The 13,757-nt window shown below is 38.6% G+C and carries 10 protein-coding genes; 5 read left to right on the forward strand and 5 right to left on the reverse strand.

Annotated elements, in window-relative coordinates; all coding sequences use genetic code 11:
* The first annotated feature begins 9 nt into the window (after nucleotides 1-9).
* The 5 genes from ACYQ2C_RS02235 to ACYQ2C_RS02255 all read left to right on the forward strand — a co-directional run bounded on the left by ACYQ2C_RS02235 (nucleotide 10) and on the right by ACYQ2C_RS02255 (nucleotide 6,584).
* Nucleotides 10-1,017, forward strand: a complete 1,008-nt coding sequence (locus tag ACYQ2C_RS02235; protein ID WP_460048756.1) for a VWA domain-containing protein — start codon at nucleotides 10-12, stop codon at nucleotides 1,015-1,017.
* A 124-nt stretch (nucleotides 1,018-1,141) separates the two neighbouring features.
* Complete coding sequence (locus tag ACYQ2C_RS02240; protein WP_460099598.1) at nucleotides 1,142-1,834, forward strand: hypothetical protein; 693 nt, start codon at nucleotides 1,142-1,144, stop codon at nucleotides 1,832-1,834.
* A 64-nt stretch (nucleotides 1,835-1,898) separates the two neighbouring features.
* Nucleotides 1,899-2,570, forward strand: coding sequence for a hypothetical protein (locus tag ACYQ2C_RS02245; protein WP_460048759.1), 672 nt, complete (start codon nucleotides 1,899-1,901; stop codon nucleotides 2,568-2,570).
* 52 nt (nucleotides 2,571-2,622) lie between these two features.
* A complete protein-coding gene (locus ACYQ2C_RS02250; RefSeq protein ID WP_460099594.1) occupies nucleotides 2,623-4,119 on the forward strand; it encodes a M48 family metalloprotease in 1,497 nt (498 codons plus the stop codon).
* Between the two features lie 1,868 nt (nucleotides 4,120-5,987).
* Entirely contained in the window at nucleotides 5,988-6,584 is a 597-nt protein-coding gene (locus tag ACYQ2C_RS02255; RefSeq protein ID WP_460048762.1) for a TetR/AcrR family transcriptional regulator, read from the forward strand.
* 193 nt (nucleotides 6,585-6,777) lie between these two features.
* Here the strand turns inward: ACYQ2C_RS02255 and ACYQ2C_RS02260 are convergent, their stop codons facing one another.
* From ACYQ2C_RS02260 to ACYQ2C_RS02280, 5 genes are all read right to left on the reverse strand, one after another.
* Nucleotides 6,778-7,392 carry a TetR/AcrR family transcriptional regulator gene (locus tag ACYQ2C_RS02260; RefSeq protein WP_460048763.1) on the reverse strand — a complete coding sequence of 205 codons (615 nt, stop codon included), beginning with the start codon at nucleotides 7,390-7,392 and terminating at the stop codon, nucleotides 6,778-6,780.
* Nucleotides 7,393-8,187: 795 nt separating this feature from the next.
* On the reverse strand, nucleotides 8,188-8,631 hold the full coding sequence (locus ACYQ2C_RS02265) for a response regulator (protein ID WP_460048765.1): 444 nt from the start codon (nucleotides 8,629-8,631) through the stop codon (nucleotides 8,188-8,190).
* 261 nt (nucleotides 8,632-8,892) lie between these two features.
* Complete coding sequence (locus tag ACYQ2C_RS02270; protein ID WP_460115626.1) at nucleotides 8,893-11,727, reverse strand: ATP-binding protein; 2,835 nt, start codon at nucleotides 11,725-11,727, stop codon at nucleotides 8,893-8,895.
* A 5-nt stretch (nucleotides 11,728-11,732) separates the two neighbouring features.
* Complete coding sequence (locus ACYQ2C_RS02275; RefSeq protein ID WP_460099590.1) at nucleotides 11,733-12,188, reverse strand: response regulator; 456 nt, start codon at nucleotides 12,186-12,188, stop codon at nucleotides 11,733-11,735.
* Nucleotides 12,185-13,699, reverse strand: a complete 1,515-nt coding sequence (locus tag ACYQ2C_RS02280) for a sensor histidine kinase (RefSeq protein WP_460099587.1) — start codon at nucleotides 13,697-13,699, stop codon at nucleotides 12,185-12,187. The genes ACYQ2C_RS02275 and ACYQ2C_RS02280 overlap by 4 nt, the downstream gene beginning before the upstream one ends.
* Nucleotides 13,700-13,757 lie beyond the last annotated feature (58 nt).

Raw genomic sequence — 13,757 nt, forward strand, 5'->3', positions numbered from 1 at the left:
GGTGACCTTATGTCGATGAAACGTAAACGCCGAGTCAGCGAAGAATCAAGCATGTCGTTTTTAGATGTGGTTTGCTGTGGCTTTGGCGCCATTGTTTTACTGCTGATGATTACCAAAACCGTAGAGCCATCGGTGCTGGAAGAAACCGAAATTCAGCTCGACGGAATTGTTGCCGACTTGCAGGAAAAACTCTTCTCGATCCGAGGCGAAACCCAAGTATTAAATCGCGAACTCAATGCCAAGCACGAACAGCTCGACGCCGAAAACAAACGCATTGCGATCTTGCGTGGTCAACTCGACAACTTAAATCGCCAGTACGCGGCTCTAAACCAATCAAGTAACGTCGATAACACAATTAAAGGCGAGCTGGAATTAGCTCTGCAGTCGCTCACCGAAGAAATGCAACGTTTGCTGGGTTCTAATTATCAGAGTAAAAACAACTTAGTCGGTGGAATTCCCGTCGATAGTGAGTACATTATCTTTATCATTGACACCTCTGGCAGTATGTTCAACTACGGCTGGAGTCGGATGATGACCGAAATGGTGAACATCTTAGACATATACCCTAATGTGAAAGGCATCCAAGTGATGAATGACATGGGTGACTACATGTTTGATAGCTTTCGCGGCAAATGGATTCCTGATACACCGGCTAGGCGAGATATCATTTTGCAGCGCCTAAGAAGTTGGAATCCTTTCAGTAACTCAAGCCCGGTTGAGGGTATCGAACGCGCTATTCGTACTTATTATGATCCCGACAAGAAAATCAGTTTGTATGTGCTGGGTGACGAATTTACCGGAAACTCTATTAAACAAGTAGTAGACACGGTTGATCGACTCAACCGCAAAGGTGCCGACGGCGAACGGCTGGTGCGAATTCATGCGGTGGGATTCCCTGTGCAGTTTACTCGCCCGAAAAACCAGCAAACTACGGGAATTCGATTCGCCGCACTCATGCGCGAACTGACTCGTAAAAATGGTGGCACTTTTGTAGGCTTAAACGATCACCGCAATTGAGTAAGAGTTTGCCCAGCGATGTGTTATAGGTAGCCAAAACACAAAGCACCTAAACCAACGGATTTCGTCGCCCAAAGACAACAGCTCTGACAATAAACATAAATTCTCAACTACGGCTCAATTTATGAAATGGCTGAATGGACACCTCCGAGGAACCTTAACCAAGGCCCTACTTCTCGCATCAGCTTTTTTACTCTCAGCGTGTGAAAGCGCGTTGATTGTTAAAAGTGATTTCCCAAAACCTGTGGTACAACCCATCGATATCACTATGGGTGTGGTGTACACCGATGAACTTACTAAATACACCTATTCGGAATCTGAAGAATCGCGCTCTAAATGGAAGATTGGCATTGGTGAGGCGCACCAACATTTATTCGAGCAGGTTTTTGAAAAAATGTTTACACATTCAGAGAGCCTAACGTCGTTGGATGAAAATAATCCCGATTACGACTTGGTTCTACTGCCTTCGATCAACGAGTTTCAGTACTCTTCTCCCAAAGAGACGCGCAGCAAAATCTACGAAGTTTGGATTCGCTACAACATGCAGGTCTATTCCGGCAACGGGGAACTGGTAGCAGATTGGATCATGAGTGCTTACGGCAAAACACCTTCGGCGTTCTTAAAATCCCGAGAAGAAGCCATGAACCAAGCTATTATTGTGGCCTTAAGAGATTTAGGCGCCAGTCTTACCACCGGTTTTGCACGTGTACCTGAAGTTAAATCTTGGCTGGCAAACAAAGAAGACATTCGCAGCAACGAATTGCCACCAAATTCGCCCGAACCCAAAACAGACACCTTAGAAAAAACCGGTATTTAATAATCGTACAGCAGTAATTATTTACCGATCACTGCATAGAAAACCCTTCACAAGAGGTAAGCACATGAAAATTGTGTATTTAATACTGAGCTTAAGCATTGTGTTTTTTAGTGGTTGCACAACACTTACCATCGATGAACACCGAGCCAATGAACAGCAAATAAAGATCAACAAAGACGAATCTGTAGTTGTTCTGGGTAGAAGACATTCCAGTGAGTACGAAACCGAACCGAAGCTTATTGAATGCGTTGGCAATGTTCTGTCGAGGGGTTCCGATGGCTTAAACGTCGTTCCCGAAGATGAATTCTTAGATGCCATGTACCCATGGTTTGAGCCTCGAACCGCGCCACTAAAGGTTAAAGATCTGTCGCGTTTTCTTGATGACTCCGCCATAGAAGAAGTGATGAAACGTCTTAACGTGACCTATATTATCTGGATCGACGGTAAAACCGAGGTCACCGACTCCAGTGGCTCCATTGGTTGTACAATCAGTGTTGGCGCCGCAGGCTGCTTTGGTTTTGGCACCTGGGACAAAGAATCCGACTACGAAGCCATTGTTTGGGATTACCGCAATCGAAGACGAGAAGGCCAACTGTCTGCCGACGCCTCAGGAACCTCCTACGTGCCTGCGGTAGTCATTCCCATACCGATTATTGCGCAGGTCCGCAAAAGTGCCTGTAACGGCATGGGAGAGCAATTAAAAGGCTTTTTTGCCGCCCAAGACTCAACGCCTTAATACATTAATTAACCTCTTAGTAAACTATCTGCTCATAGGACTTTGCACCCACATGCGTAAGCCCAATCAAAAACAATTGCTTAAAAAACTGTCTCTGTCTGCTATCGCCTGCTTTTCCCTTTTACAAGGCTGTGCCATCAATCCTGCAACCGGCCGAGTAGATACGGTTACCATGTCATCGGCACGGGAAGTCTCCTTGGGCAAAGAACTCTACGAGGAAATGCTCAAAACCCTACCCGTCTACCAAGATGAAAAACTCAATGCCTACATCAACGAAGTTGGGCAAAAAGTAGCGGCAGCCGGAGATCGCACCAAAATCGAATACCATTTCACCGTGGTAGACAGCCCAGACATCAACGCCTTTGCCCTGCCCGGCGGTTACATTTTTATTAATCGCGGCTTGATTGCCTATCTACAAAATGAAGCGCAATTAGCCGCGGTATTAGGCCACGAAATCGCACACGTGACCGCAAGACACGCCGTTCGCCAAGAGGCCGCGAGAGCTGGGCGAAATGTCGGAGCCGTGTTTGCCGGCGTACTGACAGGCAGCTCAACCGTCGCCTCGGCGGCAGCTCAATGGAGCGATGCCGCCATCGCTGGATACGGCAGAAATATGGAGCTAGAGGCCGATGGTTTTGGCGCCGAATACATTCGCAATGCCGGTTATTCCGCTGAAGCCATGATTGACGTTATTGGCGTATTGAAAGATCACGAACGATTCACTAAGCAACAAGCCAAAGACGCGGGTAAACAAACCACGTCTTACCACGGTGTATTTGCAAGTCACCCACGTAACGACAAACGTTTACAAGAGGCAGTAAAAGCCACGGGTGACAATCAAAAATCCGGCGAACTCTATGTAGAACGGTTTGAAGAGGCCACCGACGGCCTAATCTGGGGAGAAAATTTCGATCGCGCCGAACAGGCAGCCAGTAAGGAAGAAGCCAACAAAGAAAACCGATACACACATTCTCGACTTGGCTTCACAATGTTGTTTCCAGAAAGCTGGGAAATCAACAATGAAAAAACCGAAATTATTGGCGAGGCCACCGACAAATCGGCAAGTCTGACTCTTGGTCTTTCAAGGCTCAAACCAGATACCAATTACGAAGAGTTTCTCAGAAGCGAATTTAATGTCACTCTGTTAAAACAATCAGAACCATTGAATCAGTTTGGAATGCTCGGACATACCGGCATCAAATCGGATAAGAGCGGGGCCGAACAACGCATTGCCGTATTAAACCGAGGCGGCGTTGCCTATGTTTTTGAAGGCAAGGTCAACTCTGCAAAAGAAGGTATTAACTATGACCAATTGTTTATGTCTTCTATTCGCAGCTTTCAACCAGTGGCAAGAACATCACCCAACACCGCAAAACTAAAGCACTCAAAAACCATTAAATACGTTGTTGCTAACGAAAATACAACCTTCGCGAGATTGGCTAATCAATTAAAACTCGGAAAATACGGCGAAGAATATTTAAGACTTATTAACAGCTACTATCCTAGAGGCGAACCCATTCCGGGAGAGAAAATAAAGATTATTCAATAAAACAGTTATATCTAAAATGTAGGTTAATTATAGGAACCTCTGATTAACTCATCCTTGATTTAATCAGAGGGCAGAAATTGAAAATGTGATTTCCAATTTCTTCACAATTTCAATCACTTACCGTTCTTGAAGTTGGCGACACATCCTTGTGTCGCGAGAAACTCTAGGTTAATCAGAGTTTCCTATAGAATTTTCAATAGCACATGGATGTGCAGTCACTTTCAATAACGACAGCTTATTGAAGTTATAATAAAATAACAAAAGATATTCGGCTTGCTTAATAGACCTACTCAAATCATCAAATATGATGCAAAGCAGCCAACAATAAACTCGCAATAACGCTCCAGGTAACGTTCTCACCCAGCTGGCTTACCATCGACACAACAAGCCACCAATACAACGCACTCTTAAGCCATCACCTATACTCGGTCGAAGTTTGCGACTCACGCTATCAAAATCACCGACTTAAAGCCCGACAAGAAATCGACCAGTAACCAACACAGTTACAGCAATGCACATCGATCATAATCAGTGTAGAACCGCGAATTAAACCTCCGAAGATTGATAAAATACTGCACAGACTTAAAACAACTTAAACGATTAATATACAAAAGAGACTCCGTCTAAAGACAACTCAAATACAACAAAAATCACGGCACTTTGTCTTTCATATTTCCGGACAAAAATAGTAGGAAATTAACACAGCGATAAGCCATGAATTAAAGAAGTTGCAATTAATTCGGATGTCTCCGCCGCATCAAAGCCTTATCGCCAAGCTCAATAATGATAAGCGCCGCAACTATAAAGAAACTGGAAATCGCCTTTTCAAGTTCTGACCGATAAATAAATCAAGAACGTATCAATCAGCGATATGTTAATTTAATTTCCAACAAATTCATGCGCATTTAAGCACATCCGCAAATCCATTAAAGCCGTACGTATTAAATGATTATTTATTTCATTAAGCCTCAAGAATTCCAACGGTTCTTCATAATTTTTACGGAGAAATTTATAAATCACCGTCATAATTGAATAAACATTTTAGTCTTAGAAATACCTGTTTTTTTCAATGACTTAATTTCAAGTTATAAAAAAATTAAACCGACCGGTTAACTATAAAAATAAAAACCCTAAATCTGACTAAACTAATAATTAATTGAAACAAACAGCAGATAGATTTTTATTAATTACACTCGAAAAATAATCTAATTGTCTAAAAAAGAGAGCTTTTTGCTAACGCTAATCTAACTTTGCGAATGATATTTTGTGATTACCGCTTTCTATCAATATGAATAGTCGCTACAATTCCAGACGGAGAGGTTTTTGTTTATACAAAGCGTTATTTCTGTACCAACAAGTCAGTTATATAGCACTTCAAGAATCAAATACTGTTATAACCGTCTCTTCGCATTTTATTGTTAGTAAAGTTTTATTTAGCTCTTAATAACCGCGCGAATCACGAAAAATTGTTGCTCTATTTAATCTCAATTAAAAATGGTGTAATTGCAAATGCAAAAGGACTTGAAGAACCTGCCAAAATCAAAAACAGTATTCCCCACACTGGTAAACTTCGCGGTCATGCATCAATGCGAAAACGCCAACACCTTTATATTTTCAAGCTCGCCATTTGTTACCGGTAATTATCGAAATACTGAAACTGATTTTTAAATGTATTAATTGCAAAAGATTAATTAGCTATCCATTTTTACTAGCCGAAAATAAACTTTAAGAAACACCAAAGGCGTTTGGATAACAACAACCTAATGAGAAAGCTTCATTAAACAGAACCTTCATCAAACGGCATGAAAAGATCATTAAATAATGTTTGATGTAAACCAATTAGATGTATAAGTATTGATAAGATTACTATGAATAGCACTAAAACTAACAGTAAAACTCATCTCATAAACACTGCGTATCGTTTATTTCTTAGTAAAAGTTATAACAGCACAAGCACCAGTTTAATCTGTGATGAAGCCTCTATAAATAAAGGTACCTTCTATCATTTCTTTCCGTCTAAAGCTGCTTTATTAATTGCCTGCTTAGAGTTACACGCAGATATATTAGCCGGTCAAATGACGGAAATTTCTGGTCAAGATATTAGTGCCATAGAAAAAATTGAGAAATTAAAAGAAATTCCAAGAGAAATTGCAGCCTCCAGCATGTCGGAATCTGGAAAAGTCGAAGGCTGTCTTTTGGGTAATATCGCACTAGAGTTGTCGACAATTGATGATCAGATTCACACCGCGATTACCCACTGTGCGTATAAGGTTATTAAGGCGATACAACTAACGCTTGAGCACTATAAAACAGAAAACAATATTGCTATGGATACAGCCAGTGCTGCTGAAGTAATGTTTTCTATGATGCAGGGCGGAATTTTATTATCCAAATTAGAAAATAACCCTGAAAAAGTAGTTACCGTATTAAAGACACTTCCAGAAGCATTAAAAACCTATCAATAGATCTCAATTAATAATGTAAATTAATACTGGGATTATGAGTTTAACCGAAATTGATTCTGAAAATAGGTGAATAGAATTTTACAGATTGGCGAAAAAACTGAAGGGAAAATAGATTGCGTCATTTAATAAGCATCCGCTTGTATCTGTATATCAACATAAAGACATACGATACAAGCGTGACTGCTTCAAAATATTACTGAATACTTTGTGCTGGATAAGCGTTTACAGGCAGTGTAAGAGCTTCGTCCCATGGCAACCATGACAACGACTCTCGAACACCTTGCAACAAATGATCATATCCGTAACCAAGGTAACCATATACACGCAAACCAAACATGTTTAACAACAAACTGGTTGTTTTTGCGTTTACGGCCTCTTCAGACTGGCCCGTTTGCAATGCTTCACTGAAAATAGTTTCTAGCTTTTTCAACTGTTCAGCAACAACAGAAGCTAGCGCCTCGTCACCACTGGATTTAAGCTCTAACTGACTTTTCACCAAAAAACAGCTACAGAATTCAGATTCAGTAGATTCCCGAATCATTCTCAAAAGTACACTGCAAATACCAACGTCAATAGACGGGGCGCTGGTTAACTCTTCTGAAACTCTCTCAAAAGAAATCTTAGAATAGTGTCTTACTGTCTCTTCAAATAAGCCTGCTTTACTACCAAAGGCATTGTATAAACTGCCTGGTTGTAAACCGGTTACCTGAAAAACGTCTTGCATAGAAGCAGCTTGATAACCGCGCTGCCAAAATAACTGTGTCGCAGCATGAACTACTTCAGTACGATCAAATTTTGCTTTAGCCATTAGTATTTCCTCAACTACCTAAATAAATTAGCTTTTATTATTTTGTGGATCTGGTTCGTCTATTATAGCGCGTTTGTTCAAAATGTAATTATACGCGCCAAAAAAAAACGAGTTAAATTACTCCTTCCCAGTCAGACAAGATTTTTACCGCGAAATCTATGTCCTATTCTAAGAACTTAAGCCAAGAGTATTATCATCAAGTGTGGCGCCCAATAAATCTAAAAGGCAGGAGTTTTCGTGTAATAAAGGTATCTTCTAAAATTTTAAAAAAAAGCAGTAAATTGGGTAGAAACTGCAAATTATCGGATAACCGCATACACAAACTCACATATACCACGAGTTTTAAGCTCAGCATGAAGAAAAATGCCGCATTACGAAGCAATCGATTTTGCTGAGGAGAGATAAAAAGGAGAAGCTTCAGAGGTTCATTCACCAAACAAAGTCAATGAACCGGACAAAAGCCTTGTTGGCACTGAAACCCGACTGCCTATGTCGTCCCGCTATACCGCACACCTCAACTTTTTTCAACTGTAAACTATTTTTAATGTTTATTCCAGCTAAGGCATAAAATAATTGTAAAAATTGTATTTAATATGAGGAATTTATAAAGCGACGTTACTGAATGAAACAAAAAATAGCGGCAGGAGTGTCAACAATATTAATTCGAAAAGGAGTAATATAAACAAATATCTTGATGTAAAACTGGCTTAAATATTCGAAAATAACAGCGCTGCATAAAGTACTATTTAATAAAATTTCTTTTAAAAGCAAGCAATTATATTCACACTATATCAACTAATCTATTTTAGGTGGCAGCGTTACTACATCAAACCAAAAATTATCCAATGCAATCACTACGTTAACAAACTGATTTAAATCTAAAGGTTTTACAATGTAGCCGTTGGCGTGTAAATCGTAAGATTCTAAAATATCTCTCTCAGACTCAGAACTTGTGAGTACAATTACGGGAATACGTCTTAATACATCATCACCTTTAAGATTTTCCAAAACTTCGCGCCCGTCTACCTTAGGTAAGTTTAGGTCCAAGAGTATTAAATCTGGTTTGCTGTGTTGCTCATAACCGGGTCTAGAAAACAAAATATTTAATGCCTCTTCTCCATCTTTAGCAATGCTAATACTATTTACAATCTTGGCTTCGGCAAAAGCCTCTTGCGTTAAAATTACGTCACCGGGATTATCTTCAACCAACAAAATATCTACAGATCGATTATTTTTCATTTTTTGGACCAAATCTTTGTTAAATTAAGTTAACGTTGACTTAGCGAAGAGCCAGAAAAAATTTACAAAAACTTCCGATTAAGCCATCGTTAATTTCATTAGACGAGAGAAATCAAAATAAAATTTCGATCGCTATGCTTTTTCAATAACTTGTTATCGTAAACACCGCCGAAAAATCGGAGCCTAGCAGTAACAATACTCCGATCAAAGCGTTTAGCGCTCAAGAACTCAGGGCCAACCAATCTATTCCCAACAAACTCGCTAAACTTTAGGGAGAGTAAAAACGAATTTACATCCATCACCAGAGTTAGCTTCTACCCAGATTTCTCCTTCTAAAGACTCAATTATTTTTCGACAGATAGATAAACCCATGCCGACACCTGAGTATTCATTTTTCCCGTGTAGACGCTTAAAAGGCTCAAAAATTTTCTCGGAGAACTCGGGCTTAATACCAATACCATTATCACTAACGGTAAATAACCAGTAATTACGTTTTGACTCGCAGGAAATAATTACTTCCGGCGGCACATCGTTACGTGAGTACTTAATGGCGTTGCCAATAATATTTTGAAAAACAGAACACAACCTAGCAGCACTGCCACGAACCTTCGGAAGTTTAGACCAACGAATGACCGCATTTTTATCCGAGATGCCCGATTCAAGATTGGTTAGTACCTGAGATTTTAATCGATCCAAATCAACAATTTGGTAAGTTTCAGATTCATCACCAACACGAGCATATTCCAAAAGATCTTTAACCAAACATTGCATACGTGTCGCACCTTGGCAGGCATGATCAATATACATTTCAGCAGCTTCTGTCAGAACATCTCCAGTCTTAAATCGTTTTTTAAGTAACGACATAAAACCAGATACCATTCTAAGCGGCTCTTGTAAATCATGAGAAGCCATGTATGCAAATCGTTCTAGCTCTTCATTAGCTTTAATGAGTTCGTTAATGGATTTCTTGATAGAAGTGATATCTTCTAGAGCACCAGACATGCTAACAGGGTTTCCGAGCTCGTCACGCACACTATCGCCTTTCATTCGAAACCATAACGGATCAGAATTCTTCCTGTGACAAACACGAAATTCAACATTAAAGTTTTCTTCGTTCAGTAAATGCGACTCTATTTTTTCTTTTATTAACTCTCGATCATCGTGATAAAGTGTATTTAACCAATTATTTAATGTATCTAACGACTGTTTATCTTTATTTTTTATATATAAAAGATCGCGAGCTTTGGGCGACAAATAGAACTCACCGGATAGAAGGTTGTATCGCCAGATACCAATATTTGACGCTTCAACGGCGGTTTCGAATTTTTCTTCACTCAAGGCCAATTGCGACTGAATATCTCTTAATTGTGTAATATCTTTGCTCAAAGATAAAATGTAACTCGTATCGGATTTATCTTTGAATAAAATCTTTTTCGTTAAATACGACTTTTCTATATTTTGATCAATGTTGTAACATTCTTCAAATTCACAGGGGTTACCATTTAACACCAAGGAATCTGGATCAAAAATTATATCAGACAAGCCTTTTAACCTTTTACCTTGAACTTTTTCATCCATATTTGAGGTTGAATACAAAGTTTTGCGAACTGGCATCACAGCAGAATCCGATAAAACAGACTCAGTGTAAGCCTTATTTGCTCGAACAATTTTTAACGATTCATCCTTCACTGTTAAAGGATCGGGAATGGAGTTTTGTATTAGATCCAAAAACTCCTCAGATTCTTCCAATTTATCGGTATATAATTTTCTTGAATGCTCACTGGATATCCACTGTGTCAACAGGCCCATAAAGCTTTTTTCACGACTTGACAGATCTGACGCCAATTTTTTAGTAGAATAAAATGACAAGGTTCCGTAAGGAAGACTGTTAATATAAAGTGTCGTACCAATATAGCCTTTTACTTTTACACTAGAAATTGCCGAGGGAATAATAAAATTAGAACTGTAATAAACACCGGGTTTACCAAAAATCGTGGAACAATAGGTTTCATCCAGAGAAAACACATCCCCGGGAGAAATATCTTCTAAGGCAAGCGAAGAAAAATAACGAATAATATAATCTTTGTCTCTAATTTCGCTGACAACTGCAAATTGAAAATCGAAATACTCTAAACCTAACAGCAAGATTTTATCAATTTTCTCTTGAGATGAACCTTGCAAATCGAAGGAAGTGGAATAAAGCTGATTAATAATAAATTCTTCGTTTTTTTCCTTATTGATATCTTGAATAAGACCCACTATTTTTTGCTGTCCATCAGAATCACTTTCTAATCGATTACCGATATCTTTTATCCAAACCCACTTTCCTGCTGCACCTCTTATTCTATAACTGACATTAAATTTCTCAGTTTTACAGGAAACAAAATTATTCCAGTGATAATTCAAAAACTCCAAATCATCGGGATGAACCAAAGATCGAAAATCTTTTAAAGACAAACTGGCATCAAACGTCGAGTAGATAATATTTTTTATACGCTCGTCTATATAAAACTTGTCCGACGAAAGATCATATTCCCACAACACAATACCTGTCGCATCAACTACACGCTCAGTTCTTTTTTGTTTTTCAATATAACTATTTTGATACTTTAAGATTTCTATATTTTTGTCTTCGATAATATTTTCGTATTTTTTTTGCTCAATACACTGTAAAATACTGGCTTCTAAATTGGTGGAAATTATTTTAGATTTAGACACATAATCAGACGCACCACTTTTTATCGCTTTTACGGCAACTTCCTCGCTACCCATACCGGTTAAAAGAATGACGGGTAAAAAAGGTTTATCGGAAACTATGGTACTCAATAAGGTCAGTCCGGTTTCACCGGGGAGAGAATAGTCCAACAAAATGCAGTCAGGCGTGTGCTCACTTAAGCAGAGCATCGCCTCTTTTGAACTCGCTGCTTTTAAAAAAAAATATTTGTATTTACTTTTTCTCGATAATGAGCGAGTAACATATTCAATATCATCTTCGCTATCATCAACGATCAATATAGTTAGTTGTTTACTAACGGGTAAGTTATCGGCTACATTCGATGTACCGATTTTGACGGCTTCAAATTGATTTATGCTCACGATTTTCAGTGCGATGTTGAGTTAATCTGTTTCGGCAAGATAGCAATACCAAACCAATAGTCTTGTATCTTCTTAATGGCTTCGGTTAAACCTTCAAATGAAACGGGTTTTTGAATATATGTACTCGCTCCTAGCTGATAACAATGTTCAATGTCTTTCTCATCTGCCGAGGTTGTTAAAATGATAACGGGTATTGAACGTGTTTTTGGGTAAGATTTCAGCACCTTCAAAACTTCACGCCCATTAATCCCAGGCATATTTAAATCCAGCAATATGATATTAGGGTTTATTAATTTCGTGTGTTCTTCGTCTTCTTCAGGCAAAATGAGATCTAAAGCTTCTTTACCGTTCTTGCACCACTTTATAGGGTTCATAAATCGATTTTTTTTGAAACTTCGTAAAGTCGCTTCATAATCGTCTTGGTTGTCTTCTACGATTAAAATATACGATAACTCTGTCATAATTCTATGTCTTTAATATTAAAATAAAAGATCGTGCCCAGACCAACACTGGACTCTACCCATATTTTACCATTGTGTTTTTCGATAATTTTTTTCACGAAGGTCAAACCCACGCCATTACCACGTTTTGTGTCATCTTCGGAATTTAACCGTTTAAATATCCTAAATATGTCGTTATAAAATTTTTCTTCTATGCCAATGCCATTATCTTTCACATAGATGGTAATTCCATCGATTCCGCGAGATGGCGCCGTGAGGTCACAGCCTATTTCAACTATTTTTTCTTCTTTATCGTTGTATTTGACGGCATTAATAATTAGATTTGAGAAGACTTCTCGAATTTTTATCGAGTCACAACGAACTTTAGGTAATTCACCATTGACAATTACCTTGCCGCCTTCTTGTTCCAAAAACTCTTTTAAATCGTCCGTAAGATTTGTGATTATTTTAGCAATGTCTGTTTTGGCTAGAGAATAGCTTTGACGCCCTAAACGTGAGAAATACAATAAATCATCAATTAATTTTTCTAAACGCGTGCATAATTGTTGAATTCGGTTAATTCGTCGCTTACCATCATCGCCTAATTTATCTTCAAAATCCTCAAATAGAAAACTGGCATTGTTCGCTAAACCACGTATGGGCTCTTTAAGATCATGGGACGCGATATAGGCAAAATCGTCTAGTTCTTGGTTACTTCTTTTCAACTGATTAATATAGTTATTAATGATTCTCTGACTACTTACTCGCTCTGTAATATCACGAATTGTACCTACATACTCGGTTTTTCCGTTAACTTCCATCTCGTTAACACCAAGCTCTATAGGAAAACATTCTCCATTTTTTCGCTTAGCCGATACCTCTCTTCCAACACCAATAATATTTCGCTTACCAGTTTTGTGATAATTCGACAAATACCCATCGTGAGCTTCATGGTATGGCGAAGGCATAAGAGTTTTGATATTTAACCCGATGATCTCTTCGGCTTTATAAAGAAATATTTTTTCGGCTGCTGGGTTAAAACTTTTAACTACTCCGTATTTATCGATGGTAATCACACCATCTAGAACCGTATTGAGCACGGTATCTAATTCTTTACGCTCTGCATCTATGATGTCTTGTTGACGTTTTTGGTAGCTAATATCTTTGAATATCCCTATAATATTTAATTCTTTACCTCGTTGAAAGTGATTGATACCCAGTTGCACGAAAACAGCTTTTTGTTCTTTTGTTTCAACTAATAGTTCGTATTGACGCCCTATCAACGATTCGTTAGTTTGATCTCCACCGACAATTGAATCGATGTATTGTGTAAAGAATTCGATATCACCAATCAGTTCACTAATATTTTTTTCTATTAAATCAGATCCTTCATAACCAAATAAAATATTTAATGCTTTATTGACAGCTAATATTTTTCCCGTATTACTAACAATAATAATTCCGTCAGGAATGGCGTCCATTAGCGAACTGCTGGTTAGATCAGAAAACACATCCCCCGTGATGTATTCCATAGAATGCACTCTAAGATGGTATATAAAGGTGGTTTCACATAATTTAGAAATTTCTGCT

The organism is Sessilibacter sp. MAH3, assembly GCF_054658275.1.